The sequence below is a fragment of the Aggregatimonas sangjinii genome (genome assembly GCF_005943945.1).
In the GTDB taxonomy this organism is placed as follows: domain Bacteria; phylum Bacteroidota; class Bacteroidia; order Flavobacteriales; family Flavobacteriaceae; genus Pelagihabitans; species Pelagihabitans sangjinii.
In genome coordinates this window covers 2,226,576-2,250,793 of record NZ_CP040710.1, presented here as the reverse complement: position 1 = coordinate 2,250,793, position 24,218 = coordinate 2,226,576, and the positions used below count along the sequence as shown (strand labels likewise).

Sequence of the window (24,218 nt, the reverse complement as noted above, 5' to 3'; positions counted from 1 at the left end):
TTACAGTCTTGTGCTAAGTTGAATAATGTCTTCTTTGCCAACCTTTAAATGCCATACCCTAATGCCCAATGAGGCAGCGGCATCGGTATTTTTTTCAGTGTCGTCAATAAAAAGGGTCTCCTTAGCCAATAATCTATTTTCCGTTAACACGAATTCATAAATATCGAAATTGGGTTTACGAAGTCCTATTTCATGTGATAGGTAGAATCGCTCGAAACAATTTTTGAACCTGCCGTATTTTTCGGCTCCCATAATTTCTTGCACTTTAGGAATGTGCAGTGCATTGGTATTACTGAGCAGAAATAGGCGATATTTTTTTTCAGCAGCAAGCTGTTCTAAAAACTCCAGGCGATAATCCGGAAAGTCCAATAAAATGCTATTCCAAATACGAACGATTTCTTGGGCATCCAATTTTGGAATGATAGCCCCCCATTCCGATACGAATTCGGTCGGTGAAATGGCGCCCACTTCGAATCTTTCGTTCAAATCGACCAATTCAGGAGCTATAACAAGATTTATATCATGTTCGCCAAGCCCCTTAAACACGGCTCGCTTGTCTAAATTGATAAAGACGTCCCCAAAATCGAAAATGATATTTTTAAGCATTGCGGTAAAACTTTAGCACATCTGAATTGATTTGAAAGGACTTTTTGAGTGATGCTGAAAAACGAGGAGCTTTTATGCCGACTCCGAAATTGGTATCTCCGCTAAAAACACGGGCTTCGTCCCACAAATTGGCATCGATAAAAGTTTGTAGTGTTATCGTACCGCCTTCGATCAATACACTCGTCAATCGGTATTCATGAAGAGTGGTAAGTATTTGTGTAGGCAGGTTTTTTGAAAAATCCAATATTTCATAATTTACACCTTTATTATAGTGCGACGCATTTTCAATTTCGGTAAAAATCAAGGTCGGCGTACTGCTGTCCAAAAGGTTATGGCTCATTGGTATTTTTAAGCTTTTGTCCAAAACCACCCGAAATGGATTTTTACCTGCCCAATCCCTTACATTTATTTTAGGATTATCCTCTAAAGCCGTATTGGTGCCAACTAATATGGCTTGTTCCTCTGCACGCCATTGATGCACTAATTGACGGGAATTGGCATTGGTAATCCAAAAAGGCTCTGGACTTGCGGCACGTTTTTCTGGTAGTGGGGCTACAAAACCATCTTGTGTTTCTGCCCATTTCAAGATAATATAAGGCCGTTTTTTAGTTTGAAACGTCAAGAACCGCTTGTGGTGTTCTTTACATTCTTTTTCTGCCAAACCAATGATCACTTCACAGTTTTTTGCCCTTAAAGCGGCAATACCTTTTCCTGCGACCAAAGGATTAGGGTCTATAAGACCTACCACGACTCTGGGAATTTTATATGAACTAATTAAATCGGCGCAAGGCGGGGTTTTCCCATGGTGTGAACAGGGTTCCAAAGTAACAAATAGGCTGGCTTCCTTTAAAAGCGTCTTGTCCTTGACCGAGTTTATCGCATTTACCTCCGCATGCGGACCCCCATAGGCGCTGGTATAACCCTCCCCGATAATTACATCTTCGTGAACGATTACTGCTCCCACAGCGGGATTGGGAGCGGTACTTCCCAGTCCGTTTGCGGCAATTTCGATGCAACGCAACATGTATTTTTCCAGTATCTTCACCAAGCAAAAATAGGATATTAAAAGCTAGCCATTCCTATGGAATCTCTCATTAAGGTTATTTGCGAAAACATAATAGCGCGTACATGTTATTGAATGAAATAAAAACCATCTTCCATAAAGAACTGGATGCCTTGTATCCGTCCGAAGAGGTCAATAGTTTTTTTTATCTATTGCTCGAAGAATTGCTCGGCCTGGAGCGCTTTATCCTGGCATTACGACCCGATTATGTGGTTTCAAAGGAAGAGGAACAACCATTGTTCGAGGCTTTGTCCCAATTGCGTTTACATCGACCTATACAATACATAGTTGGGCAGACCAATTTTATGGGTCTTGATTTTATGGTGAAGGAGGGAGTACTGATACCGCGACCCGAGACAGAGGAATTGGTGCAATGGGTTTTGGATGTGACCGCTGAAGATCCGGTATTTAAAAATCAAAACTCGGCATTCAACGTATTGGATATTGGTACGGGCAGTGGTTGTATTGCCATATTACTCGCCAAAAAATGGACCGATGCGAAGGTTTATGGGCTGGATGTTTCCGAGTCGGCTCTGGCAGTCGCCCGCAAAAATGCCCAAGAAAATGAAGCGACGGTTCAATTCATACATTCCAATATATTAAGTCTGGATTCCTTGGATACAAAATTCGATGTAATCGTATCGAACCCTCCTTATGTACGCAAATCCGAAAAAGTCGACATGCAGCCGAATGTACTGCAATATGAGCCTGAAAATGCCTTGTTCGTTCCCGATAACGACGCGCTAAAATTTTATAAGGCCATAGTTGATTTTGCGGCAACCAATTTGGAGAACAATGGCATGTTGTTTTTAGAAATAAATCAATATTTGGGAAAAGAAGCAATACAATTATTACAAGGGCATAATTTTTCGGAAATTGAGCTGCGTAAAGATATGTACGGCAATGATCGTATGCTGAAGGGTAAGATAACTCGATAATGCATGGCAAAGAAAAAATACATCGTAGCGGGAGAGGGATTGCCGCAATGGAGCAACCCGATCAGCCACGCGGTGGTCGTCAATAATATGTGCTTTGTAAGCGGGCAGTTATCGGTGGGTCTCAACGGCGTTTACGTTGAGGGATCCATTGAAGAAGAGTCGAATCTTGCCTTCGCGAATTTCTTTTCTGCCTTAACAAATGCCGGCTTTGCGATGGAGGATGTTGTTTTTATCGATATTGCTTTCGACAATCTGGATGACCTTCCGAAGGTAAACACTATTTTTATGTCACTTTTTCCAGAAACCCGAAGGCCGGCCAGAACCATTTACCAGGCTGAAAAACTTCCTTTTGGAGGGAAAATTAAAATCACGGGGACAGCTGTAAAAGATCTTTAAATAACAAGTAGTATGACGAGTATCGTAGTGTTTTGCGGGAGTAGTGAAGGTAATGATCCGGAAATTTTGAATGCCGCCTCACGTTTGGGGGAGGTGTTCGCCGAACGCAACATTACATTGGTGTACGGTGGCGCTAAAATAGGGGTAATGGGTACCGTGGCAGACGGTGCATTGCGGGCCGGTGGAAAGGTAATCGGGGTTATACCCGACTTCCTCAAAACCAAGGAGGTGTTTCATCCGGGTTTGACTGAATTGATCATTACCCGGAATATGCATCAACGCAAGTTGAAAATGCATGAACTCACAGATGGTATTATTACGCTGCCGGGAGGTTTTGGAACCCTAGAGGAGCTTTTTGAGATGGTGACCTGGGCGCAGTTGGGATTGCACCAATACCCCATTGGACTATTGAATACCAACGGTTTTTATGATGACTTGTTAAACATGCTAAAAAAAATGGTCGCTTGCGGCTTTTTGAAGCAGGACAATTATGATATGCTCTTGGTTGATGATTCGATAACCGGCCTGCTGGCTAAAATGACTAATTACCGACCGTTACATTTGCTAAATGGCATTCGGAGAAATCAGGTTTGATTCGCCTTTCTCAAGAAAAGTCTACAGTTTTGGAATTGTCGAAAATTCTTTCCTAAAAATAAGATTCTGATTTCAAAGCAGGACATAATTAGAGGAATAACCCGTATAGTGTTAAAATTTTACTGTAAAGTTATACACTGCATTGATTGCGAATCATACTTTTGCTAAAAAACGAAATGAAAATTTTCCAACCTTATTTTGCTTCTTGTATACTGTTATTTTGTAGTTCGATCTACGCACAGGATTTTGCGGTTATCGGAGACTATGGGGTTGACGATTCGAACGAGTTGGCCGTTTCGGAACTGGTAAAAAGCTGGAACCCCGAATTTATTTTGACTGTAGGTGACAATAACTACGTGGATGGGGAGGCTAGCACTATAGACCCGAATATCGGAAAATATTATTCGGATTTCATATATCCCTATAACGGTATTTTTGGTGAAGGAGCATCCGTCAATCAATTTTTCCCCTCCCCTGGGAACCATGATTATGACACGAACAATGCCCAACCTTACTATGATTATTTTGAACTCCCCGGTAACGAGCGCTACTATGATTTCGTTAAGGGTGACGTACATTTCTTCTCGCTTAATAGCAATATAGAAGAACCCGATGGCGTTTCTGCAAGTAGCGTACAAGGTCAATGGCTTCGACAAAAGTTGGCAGCATCTACGTCAAAATGGAAAATAGTTTACTTTCATCATACTCCTTTTTCTTCCGGATATCACGGTTCGAACTCGAGAATGCAATGGCCCTATAGACAATGGGGTGCGACTGCGGTTATTTATGGGCACGACCATCATTATGAACGAATTGAGATCGATCGGGTGCTTTATTTTGTCAACGGGTCGGGGGGTAGAACGCTCCGTTCGTTCACTAGAACAGAATTGCCCGATACCAAGGTTCGGTATGCCGATGAGCATGGCGCTATGCGTATCAATGCCTCCGCAAATGAAATCCGTTTTCGTTTTTTCAATGTCAATGGTGACTTAATCGATTCACGTACCCTCTCTGACGACTCCAATCAAAATCCGGATTCGACTCAAAAAACGTACAGTATAGATTCTGGGGCGAACGATGTCGAAGAGGCCGATCCCAGTGGTCGGCTTTACGTAGATAGCTCGGATTTGGAATTGGGATTTGACGGTAGCGACAATCAAAACTTTCAAACGGTAGGGTTAAGGTACCGTAATATTGATATTCCGAAGGGAGCAAGGATTACCGAGGCCTATCTCGATTTTACCGTTGACGAGTCTGGGAATGACCCATCGAACGTGAGCTTTCAAGGTCAGCTCGGAAGCCCTGTCAGCTCGTTTGACCCTTCTCGATTATTTGATTTGAGCGATAGACCGAAAACCGTTTCCGAACTGAGCTGGAATCCGGATCCTTGGCTCTTTATTGGCGAAGAAGTAAGGTCGCCGAATCTTGCACTTATCATTCAGGAAATCATTGACGACGACCAATGGGAATCCGGAAACACCTTGGCTTTATTCATGAAAGGGGACATGGGAACTAGAACTGCGGATTCGTTCGAAGGAGGTGGCTCTAACGCGGCGCCGAGGTTGAAGGTCATATTTGAAGAGGGAAACAATACCTCTTGTCAAGATGGCGAAATCATTCCTGAATGGCGCCTGAACGGGGTATGGAATAGTGGTCAGAATACCGTAACAGTTCAAGCGGGCGATGAAGTAGTGTTAAGTATGTTACCGAATAACGTTGAAGTCGAAATCACCCTTCCCGACGGTACCGTGCGTCCCGACAATTATAATTTAGGGTCGGTAACGAACTCGGATAGCGGAAGATACACTTTAACAAAGCCAAACGGCTGTTCGGAGGTATTGAATCTTGTAGTTGAAGGTTCAGGCAACTGCGCCGAGGATGATATCATTCCTGAATGGCGCCTAAACGGTTTATGGGAAAGCGGATCGAATAGTTTGGTCATAAACGAGGGTGATGAGTTGGTATTAAGTATCCTGCCCAATAATGTGCCTGTGGCCATAACCTTACCTGATGGAACCGATCGTCCCGATGATTTTAATCTGGGGTCCGTGAGCATGGCTGATAGTGGTCCTTACACGCTGACTCGGTCGAATGGATGTTCTGAGGTGTTAAATTTAATCGTACAAGCCTCGGCGGAATGCGACGATGGGCAAATTATACCGGAATGGCGTTTAAACGGGGAATGGAGAAGTGGTCAGAGCAATTTATCGTTTCAAGAAGGAGACGAGCTAATGCTCAGTATGTTGCCCAATAATATTCAGGTTACGATTACGCTACCGGATGGGTCGGAACAGCCTGATGATTATTTGATTCCTTCACTCAATTCAAGTAATAGTGGCGTTTATATTCTCACAAGGAACGATGGTTGCTCAAAAACCATAGACATTACGGTGAATGATGGTAATACAGGAGCTTCAAATGAAACTACCTATTCACTTACCAATGGGAATCAAGACGTCGAGGAGCGGGAGGGAGATGGTCGGCTTTATGCAAATAGTTCCGATTTGGAATTGGGCTTTGATTCATATTTGGATCAAAATAATCAAACTATCGGTATATACTTTGAAGAAGTCGATTTACCGAAAAATGCTTCCGTTTCGAATGCCTTTCTGGAATTTACGGTAGATGAAGTAGGGTCGGGTAGTGGTACGATATCCATTCACGGTGAGCGTTCCGGTGATGCACGATCATTTGATATCGGGGCTGCTTTCGAAATAAGTGGCCGCAGCAAAACTTCACAAAACGTGTTGTGGAATCCAGATGATTGGAATGTAGTTGGAGCCAAAAAGCAATCTCCAGACCTTTCGAATATCATCAATGAAATTACCTCTAGGTCGGATTGGACTCCAGGAAACGCTATTGTGTTTGTGATTACCGTTTCCGGTACCACCAGAACTGTGGAATCTTATGAGGGTTCTGCTTCGAATTCGGCAAAACTTTTTATTGCAACGGAAGACAGTAGCACGGCAAGCCTCAAAATTAGGGTTGACTCGGAATTGAAAGAAACGGAAACCAATGTACCCCATCTATATCCGAATCCTACGGAAAACGGTACGATCAATATTAAACTGCAAGAACCGCTCATTGGCGAGCTTACGTATGAGCTCTTGGATGCTACCCGACGCAGAATCGGGGAAGGATCACTACTGTTGACCGTAAAGAAGAAGGTAATCCGACTGAATATTTCCAGTCTGGAAAGTGCACCGGCGGGAATATATTATTTGAGCCTATCTACAGCCGGTAAATTCTTTGGAAATTTCCGGGTACTTAAGAACTGATTGCAATGATGGGCAAGCAACCTCGTGATAGATGCTCGAATTGTTCATACCATTAAGCAAACAGAAATACAGCCACTAGTGCGGTCACTCATTTGGGTTTATATAATCTAAAAGGCCGCATTTTTTGTATTGACTTAGCTCTATCCCAAAGGCAACTCACCTAGTTTTAGTCGACACTGCTTGAAATGGTAAGATTCTAAAAAATATGAACATGGAATTCTTCAATAGCCTATGCTATGGGAAAAGCTAGCTTATATGCTCACACTTCTTTGAGCTTCATGTTAGACGATAGCCCGGACCATGCTGAAAGATTAAGTTCTTTTATTTGCCGTGTGATCACAATAAACTCCTTCTATTTTATAGGACAATTTTGACGTAGAGACATCCGATTTCAATTCAATGGTTAAAAAAGGTTTCGTACTAAAATGGATTTCAATGCGAAAAACGATTCCGCAACTCGCACAACAGATGGCCTACAGGCTGCCATTTTCATTTTCTATATACGCGCTAGCGCTCTAGCTGTGGAGTCGAATCGGATTCGTTAGGGATTGACGCTTATGGATTGGAAACCATTAATGTTCATATTTTATCATCTTCGATTTTAAAAGTGAATTTTCAACACTGTTTTATTAAAAAATCGGAATTAACTAGGTTATTTTAACACAAGCGAATAGGCATCTATGATGATTTGCAGAAGCAAGGACATCAATATTACTGCCGGTGTTGTTGTCCTTGAAATCATGGTAATTCTCGTAGGTGTAATTTCGTATAGCTCCGGTACAAAAGGTGGTTATACGAAAAGGATGCTTTAGCGGATTACCGGGTTGCGATTATGCCCCGTCTGAAACACCTTAGCAGAAAAAGATAGCATGTCTTGACACAGATCACGAATAAAGTTTTTAGCAAAGAGTAATACAAAAAGGCTCATTTATTTCACTTGGCTGTTGCTACCCCAATGTAATAAAATGGTAAAACACTGTTTCTAATCGCTTTGCCTAGGTGACCCGGCTATGTTCAGATGAAGTTTTACCTTGTCAATACAATCTCCAACTAAAACAAAAAACCCGTTGCAAAACTTGCAACGGGTTTTCGATTCTTCTAAAAGTGATGCTTACTTGCGCAATATCACCTTAAAGGTTTCCGTGAAATCCTTTCCTTCGATCTTAATGAAATAAAGACCGTTTGGAATAGACTGCCCAGGAACCCATATCAAGTTCTCCTTCAAATCGGCTTTCATCACGTCATCATACAAGGTGTTAATGACCCTTCCTGACATGTCATAGACCTTGGCAGTGACTTTCTGATCGCGTTTTACGGCAACTTCGGTCTGTGTTCTGCTGGTCATCACATTGGGGTAAGGTGCCGAGATACTGAATACATCGGAAGTTTCCAAAGTAAAGGAAGCTTCCTGTGCACCGATACTGGACTTCAAAGGACGCAATCTAAAGCGATGCTCTTGGTCAGCCTCGAGACCGTACATTCTAAACATATAGTCTTCTGACTTTCCTTGATTGGCACTTTCGACCGTTCCGATTTCCTCATACGTACCATTTACCATATGATCAACGGCGAACTTTTCTACACCAACTGACTTCCAGTTAAGGACAGCATCACTACTCTCGGCTCTTGCCGTAAAGTTGGCGACACTTGCGGTTGTTGTGTTGAGTTCATAGCTACCATCATAAGCCATTGTTGACGTAGAGGTATTGGCCGATGCAACCGCACCGATTCCAGAAGCTGTAGCTGCGGCGGATGCTGCTGCAACACCGTATGCCGCTTCTGATTCGGCTTCCGCTTCCGCTTCCGCTTCACTCTCAATCTCTGTTTCCCCAACAGATTCACCTTCGTTATCGGCATCGGTGGCTGAACCTCCCGTACTGCCTTCTCCATCATCTCCCATCGGAAGCATTCTAGGATTTTGAGCGTCTGCAGGATCGGTGAACACTGATACGTTAACCGTAGCAATGGTCAGACCTTCTTGTTCCGCTTCGCTTTCATTGTCGGAACCATCTTCGAAAGGTACACCGGCAACCGCAACGGCTACTGCTACACCTCTTCCTTGTGGATCGGTCGCCGTAGCGCTCGCTGCCACGATTCCAGCCTCATTTTCGGCTGGCGTAATCACGGATAAGGTCACCCTTGCACCACTACCTGCTGCCGCTGCCGACGCGTATGGCGTCGTGGCAAAAGCAGTTTTGGCTTGAATACCTTCGTAACCTGCCGCAGATGCCGCAACACTGGCCGCAGCTGCTTCAAAGCCTACTTCCGCCTCGGCCTCCGCCTCGGTTTCCGTTTCTAGGATGAAACCATCCAAATCAACATCCAAATCCGGTAAATCCCCATAGTTGCCTTGTTCTGCTGCTCCTGGGAAACTTTCGTGATTGTTTTTGTTTTCTCCATTGTCGAAAACACTTGTCGACGTTGACGTAGCCGATGCCGCATTGGCCGGTAAAGGAACCAATCCGTTTTTGGCTTGTACGGATACTGCTGAGGCAGAGGCCGCCGCCGCATTGAATCCGACTTCAGCTTCGGCTTCTGCCTCTGCTTCTGCCTCATTCTCCGACTCAAGATTACCTAAAGGTACCGCTCTACTTGTAACGGAACGCAAAGATTTATCGGCCACATTAAAGATGCCTCGAGCCATTTCAACTCCTACCGCCTCGATACGGTCGCCTTTTTTATAAAAAGACTCCTCGACCCAAGGAAAATCTGAAGGAAGTTGACGTGCCGATGAGCCGGCCGGCGCTGTAACACCTGCATCTTGCAGCGTAAGCTGCGCTTCAGCGGTCACATCACCCAAAGCCACGGTACCCGCGCTAGCTATTGCTGTCGGTCTACCATTTCCAGCTTCGGCTTCTGCTTCTGCCTCGACTTCCACTTCTGCCTCAGACTGTGTGGATACCAATTCATCAAAACGATTGGACTCCTCATCAACTTCGTCATTGGCTCTGTTCAGAGTACCGTTATTGTTCTCCGTTGACGTAGAAACCGCCGTAGAGGATGCTACCCGTGCAGTCGCACCGATTCCGTTGGCACCACCGCCACCGGAAGCGACCGCTGATGCTGCCGCTGCATTATTGTCTACTTCGGCCTCTGCTTCGGCTTCCGCTTCTGCTTCCGATTCAGACTCGAACAATCCTTTCCCATCTGTGGGTTGTGGTATGTTCAGGATGTCAGAAGCTTTAAAAGCCACAGCACTTACTGCCTTCGTATTATTTATGTTCGGGCTAGCGGCTTTGGTAGCGGTTGCACCACCAGCACTATCCTCATTCATATTGGCAAAAAGTTCCGGCTGTTCCTCATTTACTTCCGAAGTGGAGGTAGAACTGGCCACGGAGACCAACGCATCCGCCTCGGCAAAATCACCTACTGCGGCAACTGCTGAACCACCTGTAGCAACAGCTGCTGCTGCTCCTGTAACGGTTTCTGCCTCTGCTTCGGCCTCACTCTCCGACTCAACTTCGGCCTCGGTATCCGTTTGAATAATAGGAACGGTGTCGGGATCCGCAAAAGGGAGACCTGCACCAGGTCCTCTAGCAGTTAGGCTAGTACCTTTCGCTACTGGAGCGGAGAAGGTTTGAATACCATTCTTTTTCGCATTTAAAGAAGCCATACGAGCCGCACGCGCGGTCGAAGCATTGCTCACACTGATATCGAACATCGTCGACGCCGTTAAACCACCTTCGTCTTCAACTGAGATGGTTACCGTGAAGCTACCGGCCTGTTGCGGCATACCTACGATTTTGGTGTCCTCAAAGGCCAATCCAGGAGGTAGGTTCATAGCGGTGATACTCAATTGGGCATCAGGATCGGGATCACTGAACGCATTCATCGGAATGGTAAAGCTAAAATTTTGCCCCACTTGTGCCGTTTGATTTGCAATTCCTTGATCAACCACAGGACTATCGTTCACATTGTTGATCGATAGGCTAACGGTCGTCTGCGATCGACTTCCGTTACCATCTCCTACGGAATAACTAAAGCTATCCGAACCGAAGAAGTTCAGCGCGGGTTCATAGGTAATGGTACCATCGCTATTCGGCGTTGCCGTTCCATTGGAGGCTTGCGACTCTATGGCGACTGTCGATGGATTTATCTCTCCGGTATCATTGCTGAGAACGTCGAAATTATTCGAACTGTCTTCCTGAACGGTGAATTCCTCTTCGTTGGCAGTAACGGTAGAACTACCTTCACCACCTCCATCACCACCAGTTCCGGAACCAGCTTCCTGAACCGTCGTAGTATACGTGGTCGAAGCCGTTAAACCGCCTTCATCCTCAACCATAATGGTCGTAACAAACGATCCCGCTTGGCTTGGTATACCAACAATTTTGGTATCCTCGAAATTAAGTCCAGATGGTAAGTTCATAGATGTGATGCTAAGCTGACTGTCCAAATCGGGATCTGAGAAAGCATTCGAAGGAATGGTGAACATATAATTCTCACCAACTACCGCAGTTTGATCCGCAATGCCTTGATCGACAACCGGCGTATCATTCACCGGATCAACCTGAAGGCTAACGGTAGTGCTACTCGTGTTCCCATTCCCGTCGCCTATGGAGTACATAAAGCTGTCCTCGCCAACATAGTTTAGACTTGGCTCGTAAGTAACCGTACCATTTGCATTGGCTGTGGCCGTACCGTTGGATGGCGGACCTGTTACGGTTAATGTAGAAATGTCGATAGGTCCTGAGTCATTACTCAAAACATCGAAGTCCGTGCTGCTGTCTTCCAAGACGGCAAACTCTTCTTCGTTGGCTGTGACCGGACCACCTTCACCTCCGCCTCCACCGCCGGTAGAACCGCTAACGGTAAGGGTGAAATCAGTCTGTGCCGATGCACCGGCCTCGTCGGTAGCGGTTACCGTAATCACAGTGCTGCCCGCGGCAGTGGGCGTGCCTGCAAACTGACTTTCCGAGAATGTAATTCCGGAAGGTACATTTGTTGCGGTATAGCTAAATTCGCTAGTACCATCCGGGTCGCTAAATGCATTTGCCGGAATGGTGAACATAAAACTCGTACCTACGGTAGCCGTCTGATCCGCAATACCTTGGTCGACCACGGGACCGTCATTGGTATTGTTTACGGTAACACTTACTGTTCCAGTGGCCTTTACACCATCGGTATCCCTAACAGAATACACGAAACTATCACCACCTGAAAAGCCAGGATTAGGCGTGTAAGTTACTGTTCCATCGGGATTGGCAGCAGCCCGTCCATTAGAGGGTTGTCTCTCGATTGCAACAGTTGCTGAATCAACAGGACCCTGATCGTTATCGAGAACACGTACCGTTGTGGCCGTATTTTCGTCAGTAGTCGCTGTATCGGCAACGGTGGTTACATTCGATGCTCCCTGTGCCCTAATGTTCAAATTAAAATCGGTCTGTACGGTTGCACCGGCCTCATCTGTCGCCTGTACGGCAACTTTGAAATCTCCTGGAGCTCTGGGTGTACCGACTATCTGAGTACCCTCCCTTTTCAAACCTGATGGCAGATTCGTTACACTTAGACTTAATTGTCTATCATTCGCATCCGGATCGCTGAAAAGGTCGGATGGTATCGTGTAATTGAAAACTTGGCCTACAACACCATTTTGATCTGGAATAGTTCCTGTGACCGTGGGCAAATCATTAATTGGCGTAACTGTTACATCAACCACACCGTTCGATTTATTCCCGTTTCCGTCACCAACGGAGTAGACAAAACTATCTTCTCCATTAAAATTCGCATCTGGAGTATAGCGTACGGTACCATCTGCATTCACCACTGCTATACCATTTGAGGGTTGTGATTCGATCGCTACCGTCGTTGGATCTATCGGCCCGGTATCGTTGCTCAGTACATTGATATTGATGGGGCTATCTTCGTTGATAGTCGTTTTTTCACCAATGGTCGTGATGGGGCTACCGCCGTCACCACCGCCACCTCCAGTGCCTCCTCCTCCAGAACCACCACCACCTTGTGGCTCATTGTTCGCTGGAAAAGTGATGTTTACTTTAGATGTCGACGTAGAGGTTGATGTTTTTGCATCGGCTCCCAGTGTTGCTTCCGAAGGATAAAGTACCAATCGGCCTTCATCATCCAAATACACACTACGTCCGCCACCGGCTGCACTAACTGCTGATCCGCCCACTGCAACGGCGGCACCGTTGGCCACTTCAGCTTCGGCTTCGGATTCGGCCTCGGCCTCGGCCTCAGCTTCACTACCTTCATCCGTCGTGTCACCGCCACTTTCATTGTCACCGGGTTCCGGTGCACCATCACTGCTTCCACCTTGACTGGTAGATTCATCCGGATTCAATCGCTCGGCCGGAACGTTGGTACTTTTCGAAATAGACCCCGAGGTTCTACTGACTGCAGCAGAATTAGGGCTTAAAGCCGCACCTGCAGCACCTACGGCTACAGAACCAGCCGCAACTCCGTCATCGGTTTCGGATTCTACTTCCGCTTCCGCTTCCGTTTCTGCTTCTACACGTTGTGCGCCTACTGCCGGGCCATCTCCACCCGGATCTTCTGGACCTGAATTGCCATCATCGGTCACGGTTAACGCAAAGGATACCTCGCAACCTTCCTCGGAACGTATAATATACGTACCGCTATCTGAAGGTGTCACGCTCCCAAGATCATAATCATCGCCCACAATACTGCCATTTGGCAATTCTATTGATAGTCGCAAGGAATTGGGAAGACCGCTAAGAACCAGCATTGTACCTTCGGATATCGAAAGCTGCTTGTCACCGTCCAACCATTCACCATCAACCTGATATTCTGGAATAATAGTCTCTCCGACACAATCTGCAGTGGGCTCTTCGATTACATCTATTGTTAATGTAGTCGAGCATCCTTGCGAAGAGCGAATCGTGTACGTGCCTGCTTGAGCAGTAGTAATATTCCCTAAGCTGAAATCATCATCTTGAATCTCCCCATTCGGTAATTCTACCATTAAACTTAAAGTGTTTGGCAAACCGCTTATGACCACTGGAGTACCTTGTGGTACGGAAATTCTATTTTCCCCACTTAACCATTCTCCATCAATTTGGTATTCAGGAATTACATTTTCGCCTTCGCAAGCTGTTTCACCTCCAGTTACCGTAAGATTGATTGCGGATTCGCAACCTTCCGATGACCTCACGATATAAGTTCCTTCGTCGGAAGAGGTAATCGTACCTAAATCGTAATCATCGGCCACTTCTTCACCAGTGGGAAGAATAATAGATAAGGACAAACTGTTTGGGAGCCCACTAAGCTTAAGTGCCGTGCCCTCTTCCAATACCAATTCGTTGTCACCACTTAACCATTCTCCGTCAACCTCATACTCAGGTATGACCGTACGGCCATTGCAGGTTGTATCGGGGTTTGGATTTTCTGTGTTCCCGCCTTCTACGGTTAACATTATAGTCGTTTCACATCCTCCGGAAGAACGTACGATATAGGTGCCGTTCGCTTCAGGAGTAACATTTCCCAAATTATAATCGTCACCCACAATTTGGCCATTGGGAAGCTGAATTGATAAGGAGAGACTATTAGGTAGGCCACTCAGCTCTACCGCTGTGCCTTCCTCGACCGTAACTTGATTATTACCGCTTAGCCACTCACCGTTAATTCGGTATTCAGGAATAACGGCTGCTCCGTCACAATTCGATTCGTTACCGGTGTCGCCTGTACTGCTTCCCTCAACGGTTAAGGCAATAATGGTCTCACATCCTTGGTGAGAACGTACGATATAGGTTCCGTTTTGTGAAGGAGTTACGCTTCCCAGGTCATAATCATCCCCGACAATCTCGCCACTTGGCAATTCTATGGAGAAACTTAGCTTATTGGGAAGACCACTAAGTTTAAGCGATGTACCTTCGGCAACAACCAAATCGTTATTACCACTCAACCATTCCCCATCAACTTCATATTCCGGGATAACTGCTTCTCCGGAACATTGAATGGGAACTTCGTCGAGGTCGGAAATCCCTGGGGAAACCTTATCGACGTGCGTCGTCAGAAATCCTGAATCGGATTCCTTGTAGTTCGAATGCATCAGGTTTATTCCCAATGCCAATGTAAACACAAGGCATAACACCTTGGAAGTAAAATTTTTCATAAGCGTTTAATTTAATTGGATTATTAGAACCTTAAAAAAGTAGTTGTAGGGTAGTAACTAAAATTTCTTAAGTTTTACAATGGTATTGACAGTACGAAGGCATACTTAATTCGATTAACTTTATTTTTGACCCAATGCGCAAATGAGTTAACACAATCGCAATACTGTTCATTTCACCTGTGTTACTTCAAATAATATTTATAAAATCCTACATGGTGTGATATAAACTCTTAAATAATGCGACGGCTAACCATAGTGAAAATCAAAGCGATTTAAGACGCTAATGTTTAATTGCCATACACGTCCCGAAAATTTTATCTTTGAAATCGATTAAACTTTAAGAAAATGAGTTCCGCTGAAAAGATTAAACTACTACGCGATGAGTTACGCCAGCATAACCACTCCTACTACGTGCTCGACGACCCCACCATTTCGGATTACGAATTCGACATGAAACTTAGGGAATTGCAGCAGCTCGAAGAACAGCATCCGGAATTTTTCGACCCTACCTCGCCAAGCCTCCGCGTTGGGGGAACGGTGACCAAGAATTTCAAAACCGTCGTGCATAATCACCGCATGTACTCTTTGGATAATTCCTACTCAAAGGATGATTTGGAAGATTGGGAAAAACGGGTAAAACGGGGTCTAGGCGATGCCGAAGTGACCTTTACCTGCGAATTGAAGTATGATGGGGCCTCTATCAATCTCACCTATGAATCGGGGATATTGGTTAGAGCCGTTACTAGGGGTGATGGTACCCAAGGCGACGATGTTACCACAAATGTAAAGACCATAAAGTCGGTGCCCTTACATTTGAAAGGCGATTATCCACCTAAATTTGATATTCGAGGAGAAATCGTATTGCCTTTTGAGGGTTTTGCACGAATGAACGAAGAACGTATCGAAAATGGGGAAGAGCCCTATATGAACCCTAGGAATACAGCTTCGGGAAGTTTAAAGCTACAGGATAGCGCAGTCGTGGCGCAACGCCCATTAGACTGTCTTCTTTATGGTATTGTTGGTGAAAATACAGGTATTAAAACGCAGTGGCAAATGTTGCAAAAGGCCAGGGAGTGGGGTTTTAAAGTGCCAACAATCGCCAAATTGTGCACAACCACTGAAGAGGTCATGGACTTCGTAGCGCATTGGGACGTACATCGGCATGAACTACCCTATGAAACAGATGGGGTCGTCATTAAAGTAAATAATCTACAGCAACAGGATGAATTGGGCTTTACTTCAAAATCCCCGCGTTGGGCATTGGCTTACAAATTTAAAGCGGAGCAGGTCTCTACAGTATTGAATGAGATTACCTATCAGGTCGGGAGAACAGGTGCGATAACTCCAGTAGCGAATCTTAAACCGGTTTTATTGGCCGGTACTACGGTGAAGAGGGCCTCATTGCACAATGCCGATCAAATCGAAAAGTTCGACATACGCGAGGGCGATACCGTTTTTGTCGAAAAAGGTGGGGAAATCATTCCTAAGATCATTGGGGTAGATTTCAGCCAAAGGCCAAAAGACTCTACACCGACCGTTTACATAGACCATTGTCCGGAGTGCCATACCCCATTGGTGCGTTCTGAAGGAGATGCCAAACACTATTGTTTGAATTACTACGGTTGTCCAACCCAGATTACGGGTCGCATTCAGCACTATATTTCCCGCAAGGCTATGGATATTGAAGGAATGGGAAGCGAAACGGTAACCTTGCTTTTTAACGAGGGACTCATTACCAACTATGCAGATCTTTATACGTTGACCAGGGAGCAAGTAATGCCGTTGGAAAGAATGGCCGAAAAATCTGCTGTAAACCTGGTCAAAGGAGTTTCGGATTCCGTTCAAGTGCCTTTTGAGCGCGTGCTATTCGCATTGGGCATTCGGTTCGTAGGCGAAACGGTCGCTAAAAAGTTGGCAAAAGCCTACAAAAATATTGATGCGTTGATGAACTCTTCGCTAGAAGAATTGACAGCTGTCGATGAAATAGGGGAACGCATTGCCCAGTCCGTTGTAGAGTTCTTCCAGAATGAAGACAACAGAATCATTATAGCGCAACTAAAACGGTACGGGGTACAATTTTCGCTCTCGGAAACACAATTGGAGAACCAGACGGACAAGCTTAAGGGGAAGACGATTGTAGTATCCGGAGTTTTCGAAACCATTTCTAGAGACGAATTGAAAAAGCTTATCGAGGATAATGGGGGGAAAGTAGGCTCCAGCATTTCATCAAAAACTACTTATTTGGTAGCGGGGGACAAAATGGGCCCGAGCAAACGCACCAAGGCAGAAGGACTAGAAGTACCGATTATCTCCGAAAAGGAGTTTTTGGCTTTAATCTAGTCCATACTACGCTGATGTTCATAGCAATATTTTGATTTTCAGTGGTGCAATGTTAAAGGGGTTTGCGACCCGAGATAACATTGTACAGGATGACGATTACCGCAATAACGATTAAAATATGGAACAGGCTACTGGTTCCCAAACCTGGAATTATGCCCAAAAGGCCTAAAACCCATCCAATGATGCAGATAACTGCTACTAGCCAAAGAATACTTCTCATAATTGGTCATTTAAAGTTATAGTTGCAAGCTAGTTAATTCTGTAGCCTACATTTGTTCATTTAAACAAAGGAATGACCCATTAAAAAAAATAAACATCCTTCGAAGAATTCCGATTAGGGTATTTGCAGCACCCACAAAGACACTTCATTATAGAGAACTTACTTATAATTGCTAAGCACTTTTAGTAAAATTCTGACAGGGTTACGATCAACATACAAAGAAAGAAAAAAGGAAAAAAGCAGGCTTTGAAAATCTGATTGTCGTTGTAATCGAAAATCGGCGCCTTGTTTTTGGCGTAGGTAATCAAATTCCAAGTAGTGAGGATGATCATGAAGTAGGTAATGAAATAAAAATACTCGATGAAAATAAGGTCGGCAGTGATGATTTCCTTGCGCAAATCAATATGCGAAAACACCAACACAAAAAAGAATGCCGCCATACCTTCGATAATGCCTTGGCGTTCCTTCGTTTTGTTGGCCGCTAGTAGGAGAATGAACATCATGATAAGACTGACAAAAATCGGGATGAGATAGGTGACGAATACATTCAAAAGAATTCGTCGTAAATCAATATTATAATGCAAGACCGGAACATCTTCAAATAGGGTTTTCGATCCGAATCCGAAATCGCTATCGTAGGATTGGCGGCTAAGACTGAAATAACTTTTGGTAACAATATTCCCAGAAACTTTTACTTCCTTATCCAATCCGGGTTTTTTTGTAGGATTGGTAAACTCATAACTTTGTAGGTCGGGTACGAAAACCAGTTGATCCTCCGCGCTAATTGGTACAATATCCATACTTATGTGCCGCTTGTCGAACGGAAAGTCTTGATAATCCAGATATTGTTGCAGGGTTACCCGAAATTCCCAACCGATTAGTAGATAGCCCGCTGTACTTCCTTGTGGCGGGATTATCTTTCGGTAGATTTCCTCTATATAAGAAGCTTCGGCAAAAGGGGAGGTCTGCGGTAAAGTAAAACCTACCTGTATCTTATCGATAATGTCAATTGGGTACTTTTGCCAAACGGTAGCAGATATGTTTACATTGTAACTGTTCTGAAAAGCGATTCGCTGCACCAATATTCCCGTGGGTATAGGAATTGATTTTGGCAGTCGCAATGCTTCCAAGCGTTGATGCTGTTGGCTTACGAAATTCCCTAAGCTGCCCATGTCCGAAACGGGCGGATTCAGGTTTTCCTCATTACTCATACGGGCATGCTGCAAGTACCAGATAAAGACAATATTCAATATCAATAAAATGGTAGCGAGGATGCTTAGTTGCCAGATTTCTCCGGCGTCTAGATGGTCCTTATTGAAATAGACGGCTATAATCATGATTAGAAATAGCGAAATCCACAAGGCCAGCTTGATATACCGTTCGTTTAAATCCGATATATCGCCCGACAATTCGCGGGTGTAAAACAGTAGACCGATACCCCAATCGGAAGTTGGAATTTTATCATAGATGAAAAGCGCATCTTCCCCTGTTTCTTCTTGATTGAAAAAAACCGTACCCTTTTCACCCGCTTGAATGGCGTTAAATGCTTTTTTCAATTCCGGTTGTCGCTGTACTTTGTTGATACTATCCAAGCTCGCCGTACCAACGTAGTCGTTTACCGGATGCGATAAAAAGGTTCCATTGGCGGAAGTGATGATACCGTATCCGGTTTTGCCAAGGCTAAGCGAAAGCACCATATTTTTAAAACCACTCGTTAGAAAACTCATGGTAATGGTACCCCGTACCTGACCTTTCTTAGGCCCGGAGGAATAGTAAAAAGGGGTGCCGTAATCGATGAACCAGTCTTTGATGTTGGTTCCAAAATAAGGCTCTACCCATTTTGCACCTGCGTCGCGAACCCCCGTATACCAAGCTGTTCCTGGAGTTTCGGTGTCGGTATAATCATACCCTTGCTCTAGGTAGATGCGTTTCCCTAAACCCTTGTCGTAATAAGGGCAGTAGAGTCTTCTATCATCCGATTGGGCATAAGGTTCAAAGCAGGCCGTAACACCTTGTAATTGGGGTATTTTAAGGGCCGAGTTCTGGATGATATCTTCAATTTGTTCTTGAGTGTAGTCATTGGCTCCAAAGTCGTCCGCTAAGCGATCGGCCTCTGCGACTATAGTGCGCAAGATAGTGTCGACCTGTCCCTTAAGCGAATCCATAGTTTGTTCGGCTTTCGTGGTAACCATGGCATTCCGCTCTTGCGTAAAGCGATAAAGGGCAACGGAATGAAATAGCACTGCAGTGAGCACTACTAGGGCAAGACCGGCAAAAATCTTTTTGAACATAAATGGGCGATCAGCTATGGTTTAAATGTTCACAGATGGGCATATAATGTAAGGCATCCGAAATTGTTTGTTTTCTATCTCAATAAAATTTGGCCAAAGTCACGATTAAGACACACAAAAAGAAAAAGGGAAAATATAGGGATTTAAAAATCAGGTTTTCTTCGTAATCGAACAAAGGGCTTTTGCTCTTGGCGTAGGTAATCAAATTCCAAGTCGTCACCATTATGATGAAATAGGTAATGAAATAGAAGTACTCCATGTAAATCAAATCCGCGGTGATGATTTCCTTGCGCAAATCAATATGCGAAAACACCAACACAAAAAAGAATGCCGCCATACCTTCGATGATGCCTTGGCGCTCTTCGGTCTTCGCACAGGCCATAATGAGAATAAAAATCATGAGCAGGCTCACGAAAATGGGAATCAGGTAGGTGATGAAAACATTCAATAATTTGCGCCTCAAATCCACATTATAATGGAGTATGGGCACCTCCTCAAAGAGTGTTTTCGAGCCGAAACCAAAATCGGTGTCAAACGATTTCGTGGTGTAGCTAAAATAGCTTTTCATAATTCGATTACCCGATATTTTCACCTCGGGGTTCAATCCTGGTTTTCTGGTCGGATTCGTGATTTCATAGCTATCAAGGTCGGGGGTGAACAATAGTCTATCCTCACTATTTTTGGGAACTAAATCGATACGCACATGTCTTTTGTCGAACGGAAAGCTGCTATAGTCCAAGCTTTGTTGTAGAGTTACCCGAAGGTCATAGCCAATTAACAGATACCCCTCTTGATTTATGGTTGCCTCTATTTTTTTTCGGTATTTTTCTTCAATATATGAGGCCTCGGCGAAGGGGGAAACTTGAGGCATCAAGAATCCGGTTTGCACTTTATCTGCCACATCTAACGGATACTTTTGCCAAACTGTTCCGGAAACATTGATGTTGTAGCTATTTTCGAAAGCCATACGTTGTATGAACAGCCCGGTAGGTACGGGAATCGATTTGGATAGCTTTAAGTTATCCAGACGGCGGTGCTGTTGGCTTACGAAATTCTCCAAACCACTTGTAGTTGAAATAGGCGGACTTTGTTCCTCAAAAGCGCGAGTACCTGTATGTTGTAAATACCAAATAAAACCGATGTTCAAAATAATCAGGGTGGAAGCTAGAATACTCAATTGCCAGATTTCACCAACATCCAGATAGTCTTTATTAAAATAAATAGCGATAAGAATCAAAAGCAAGGCCGAGAACAATAGGGCCAATTTGATATACCTGTGATTTCTTTCGGAAGTATTTCCTACTAATTCCTTTTTCAAGAATTGAAGTCCCAAGCCCCAGTCAGAGGTAGGTATTTTATCGTATTGAAAAATTACCTCATCATCAGTATCCAATTGGGTGTAGGTAACGGTACCTGATTTTCCTGTTCGGATACTGTCGAAAACCCTGACCAGTTCGGGTTGTTTCTCTTTCTGTTGGACTAATTTTAAGTTCGTGGTGCCTACATAATCGTTGATCGGATGGGATAAAAAATTTCCTTCTTTCGAGGTGATGATACCGTAACCCGTTTTGCCCAAACTCAACGAAAGTATCAAACTCTTAAACCTGCTGGCTACCAGGCTCATGGTAATCGTTCCGCGCACCTGTCCTTTTTTTGGTCCTGTTTGGTAGTGAAACGGGATTCCAAAATCAATATACCAGTCCTTGCCCGCCTTTGCATAGTATGGCTCTACCCATTTCGAACCGTTTTCCCTTACGCTGGTATACCAATCCGTACCTTCGAGGGTAGGATCTGAATAATCGTAACTATCTTCTACGAAAACATAATCACCGCTACTTTTATTGAAGTAAGGGCAAAAAAGCCTTTTGTCGTCATCAAAGGCATAGGGTTCGTAGCATGCCGTTATTCCCTGTAATTCCGGTATCCCGATTGAACTTTCCTTAATGATTGTCAGTATTTCTTCCTTCGTATACTCATTTGCTCCGAACAAAGCAGCCAATCGTTCACCCTCGCCCTCGATAATTTGAAGGATCGAATCAACCTGGACCTTTAGCGTATTTGTGGTCTCATTAGCCTTGCGAAGCGCCGTTTCAGTGCGCTGTTCGGTATAGCTGTACAGTTCGTATGCATGGTAGATTAGCGTTATAAAAATGATGATCGCCACTCCGTAAAGTAATTTCTTGACCATTTCTAATAGTAAAATCCAATATTGATGTTGAACCTGCTTTCCCAGCCATTGTTAGGGTCGCCTGTCGTAAGGGCATTGGTAGGGTTGGGCTCCAGCCAAGGATGGTTGAGACCCTGGGCGTAATCAATATAGATATAAACAGGCTTAATATCCAAAAACATACCGGTTACATTCATTTGGGTATCCTCCCATGTGGCTATTGCCTTATCCATGTAGGTGTAATCGTTGTATAATTGAACGGAGTTAAATGGGCCCCAATTCACGGGAATGGTATAGGCCAGTGCTACGGAATAGGTATTTGCCTTGGCCGCGGTGTTGTACGGAAAATTATAGGCGGCCATCTCAATGATATCCCGAGATTCACCATCGCTATTTTCGGGTTTGTTGTTGTAGGAAATAAACTGTGTCTTTAGATTAATTCGTTTGTAATCCATTTGATAGTGAAGCCCCAAGGCTGCCTGAGTTCCGGTTTCCTGAGTGTCCAGATTCCAGATGCCGCCATATTGAACTGAGGTGCCTAAGAGCTGTTTTACCGCTCCATTCAATTTATAGTTGAACCTTAGATTAAATTGGTTGACCTCTTTGTTGCGACCGGAAAAGTCATACGAATACCGGTCCGGTGATACGGGGGCATTATCCCCGAAAGTGAGTGCCTCTGCATTTTTATGAAAAGCCACGTCTAAACGGAAATGCTCGTTTTCATAGTCGTAACTGATACCCATGTCGTGATCGTCTTCAAACCCTATATAAAACGGAAGCTGAAAAAACCAACTATTTGAGTTGAACTGTTGCGGTCCGAAATATACAGGTATTAGCCCTAATTTAAGATGACTCTCCTTATTAAGATTGTATTGAAACCAGCCGTATTTAAGGAATGCACCGCCGAAAGCCTTGGAATAAAACCGTTGGTCTATATGAAGTTCCAAATCGCCATAGGTGGCATCAACATTGATCCGAAAGACCTCAAAACCAATATCCCCACCACGCTTTTGCTGATTGGGCTTCCATGAAGAATAGACATAGTTATAGCGTAAGGCACCTCCAAAATCGATATCGAATTTTGGCTTTGGATCAACTTCTTGACCATTCAAGGGTACAGCAATAAAGCAAGACAATAGTAAAACGAGCGAGATTGATTTCATTAATGGTCAGTGGTTTCCGGTCGATTTATTCGACCGTGAAATTACTGAAATTTTAGAAACAGTCCGATGTCCAACGCCATTTCCTAAGATTCATAGAAAGAAGTAAAAGGGTAGCGATTCAATTTGAAGATGCTTTTGTTACTTTTGAATAGTAGCGATGAACACTGCAAAAAGATGATTACCAACACCACAAGACGTTTTTGGTATGCCTTATTGATGTCATTGGCATTTTTGGTACGCAATCCTAGTTTGCGGAGATGGTTTTGGGTGCCTTTGGCCTTCATCGGGGTGGGCTTTTTACTGCCACAACGAATGATCGTACCCGTAGAAAATGCCACGACGAAGAGTTGGGATGAACGTTCATTTTGGGCTTACCCCTGGGGAACCTCGATTACGCACAAGGGTATCGATATTTTTGCCGATAGGGGAACAAACGTGGTATCAGCGACCAATGGGATTGTGGTGTATACCTTTGAAGGAGGAAAAGGGGGGAAGTCCGTAATGGTGCTAGGCCCCAAATGGCGTTTTCATTATTATGCCCATTTAGATGACATAAAGACTTTTGTGTTCAAGCCTTTAAAAAGGGGCACGGTCATCGGTACCGTGGGCGATACTGGGAATGCGAAAGGAAAACCCCCGCATTTACACTATGCGATTACCACGCCTTTCCCATATCCGAATTTATATGACGAGGTATCGGTTCAGGGTTGGAAACGAATGTTCTATCTGAATCCGGATATTTGGTTGCGTTGATTTTATTGGCTAAAAATGATTAAAAACTATAAAGAATTTCAAAATATGCTCTCAGAGGATACTCCGCCAGCAGATTGGCCTGAAGCATTGATAGCACTTTGGTACGATGCCAAGGGAAATTGGGAAGCGGCTCACGATATTGCCCAGGAATTGCACACATCCCTAGGCAGTTGGGCGCATGCCTATCTTCATCGAAAGGAGGGTGATGATTTCAATGCAGGATACTGGTATCGACAAGCAGGGAGACCTTTTTTTGATGGCTCCTTAAACGATGAACATCGCGAAATGGTGGAATTTGTTTTGAAAAGCTAAATATC

General features: G+C 44.4%; 14 protein-coding genes. 7 read left to right on the top strand and 7 right to left on the bottom strand.

What is annotated here, in order from left to right; all coding sequences use genetic code 11:
* Both FGM00_RS09210 and ribD read right to left on the bottom strand, forming a co-directional pair.
* Positions 1-606, bottom strand: a complete 606-nt coding sequence (locus tag FGM00_RS09210; RefSeq protein ID WP_138852625.1) for an HAD family hydrolase — start codon at positions 604-606, stop codon at positions 1-3.
* Positions 599-1,651, bottom strand: a complete 1,053-nt coding sequence (ribD, locus tag FGM00_RS09205) for a bifunctional diaminohydroxyphosphoribosylaminopyrimidine deaminase/5-amino-6-(5-phosphoribosylamino)uracil reductase RibD (protein WP_236262983.1) — start codon at positions 1,649-1,651, stop codon at positions 599-601. The genes FGM00_RS09210 and ribD overlap by 8 nt, the downstream gene beginning before the upstream one ends.
* Before the next feature lie 83 nt (positions 1,652-1,734).
* Here ribD and prmC point away from each other — a divergent pair, with 83 nt between their 5' ends.
* The 4 genes from prmC to FGM00_RS09185 all read left to right on the top strand — a co-directional run bounded on the left by prmC (position 1,735) and on the right by FGM00_RS09185 (position 6,875).
* The gene (gene prmC, locus FGM00_RS09200) at positions 1,735-2,607 is read left to right on the top strand and encodes a peptide chain release factor N(5)-glutamine methyltransferase (RefSeq protein WP_138852624.1); all 873 of its coding nucleotides are present in this window, start codon (positions 1,735-1,737) and stop codon (positions 2,605-2,607) included.
* A 3-nt stretch (positions 2,608-2,610) separates the two neighbouring features.
* Positions 2,611-3,003 (top strand): RidA family protein, encoded by a 393-nt coding sequence (locus FGM00_RS09195; protein WP_138852623.1) that lies wholly within the window; start codon positions 2,611-2,613, stop codon positions 3,001-3,003.
* Between the two features lie 12 nt (positions 3,004-3,015).
* Positions 3,016-3,597, top strand: coding sequence for an LOG family protein (locus FGM00_RS09190; protein ID WP_138852622.1), 582 nt, complete (start codon positions 3,016-3,018; stop codon positions 3,595-3,597).
* Positions 3,598-3,773: 176 nt separating this feature from the next.
* Positions 3,774-6,875, top strand: coding sequence for a metallophosphoesterase (locus FGM00_RS09185; protein WP_138852621.1), 3,102 nt, complete (start codon positions 3,774-3,776; stop codon positions 6,873-6,875).
* A gap of 1,111 nt (positions 6,876-7,986) precedes the next feature.
* On the opposite strand, the gene FGM00_RS09180 is transcribed toward FGM00_RS09185, so the two are convergent.
* Positions 7,987-14,967, bottom strand: coding sequence for a tandem-95 repeat protein (locus FGM00_RS09180; protein WP_138852620.1), 6,981 nt, complete (start codon positions 14,965-14,967; stop codon positions 7,987-7,989).
* A gap of 345 nt (positions 14,968-15,312) precedes the next feature.
* On the opposite strand from FGM00_RS09180, the gene ligA reads away from it, so the two are divergent.
* Positions 15,313-17,307 carry an NAD-dependent DNA ligase LigA gene (gene ligA, locus FGM00_RS09175; protein ID WP_138852619.1) on the top strand — a complete coding sequence of 665 codons (1,995 nt, stop codon included), beginning with the start codon at positions 15,313-15,315 and terminating at the stop codon, positions 17,305-17,307.
* A gap of 52 nt (positions 17,308-17,359) precedes the next feature.
* On the opposite strand, the gene FGM00_RS09170 is transcribed toward ligA, so the two are convergent.
* The 4 genes from FGM00_RS09170 to FGM00_RS09155 form a co-directional block, all read right to left on the bottom strand.
* Positions 17,360-17,527: a lmo0937 family membrane protein gene (locus FGM00_RS09170; protein ID WP_138852618.1), complete on the bottom strand. Its 168-nt coding sequence runs from the start codon at positions 17,525-17,527 to the stop codon at positions 17,360-17,362.
* A 182-nt stretch (positions 17,528-17,709) separates the two neighbouring features.
* Positions 17,710-19,818: a cache domain-containing protein gene (locus FGM00_RS09165; RefSeq protein ID WP_138852617.1), complete on the bottom strand. Its 2,109-nt coding sequence runs from the start codon at positions 19,816-19,818 to the stop codon at positions 17,710-17,712.
* A 79-nt stretch (positions 19,819-19,897) separates the two neighbouring features.
* Entirely contained in the window at positions 19,898-22,006 is a 2,109-nt protein-coding gene (locus FGM00_RS09160; RefSeq protein ID WP_138852616.1) for a PDC sensor domain-containing protein, read from the bottom strand.
* Positions 22,007-22,008: 2 nt separating this feature from the next.
* Complete coding sequence (locus FGM00_RS09155) at positions 22,009-23,148, bottom strand: hypothetical protein (protein WP_138852615.1); 1,140 nt, start codon at positions 23,146-23,148, stop codon at positions 22,009-22,011.
* 129 nt (positions 23,149-23,277) lie between these two features.
* On the opposite strand from FGM00_RS09155, the gene FGM00_RS09150 reads away from it, so the two are divergent.
* Together FGM00_RS09150 and FGM00_RS09145 are read left to right on the top strand one after the other, a co-directional pair.
* Positions 23,278-23,901: a M23 family metallopeptidase gene (locus FGM00_RS09150; protein ID WP_236262982.1), complete on the top strand. Its 624-nt coding sequence runs from the start codon at positions 23,278-23,280 to the stop codon at positions 23,899-23,901.
* A 15-nt stretch (positions 23,902-23,916) separates the two neighbouring features.
* Positions 23,917-24,213, top strand: a complete 297-nt coding sequence (locus FGM00_RS09145; protein ID WP_138852614.1) for a hypothetical protein — start codon at positions 23,917-23,919, stop codon at positions 24,211-24,213.
* Positions 24,214-24,218 lie beyond the last annotated feature (5 nt).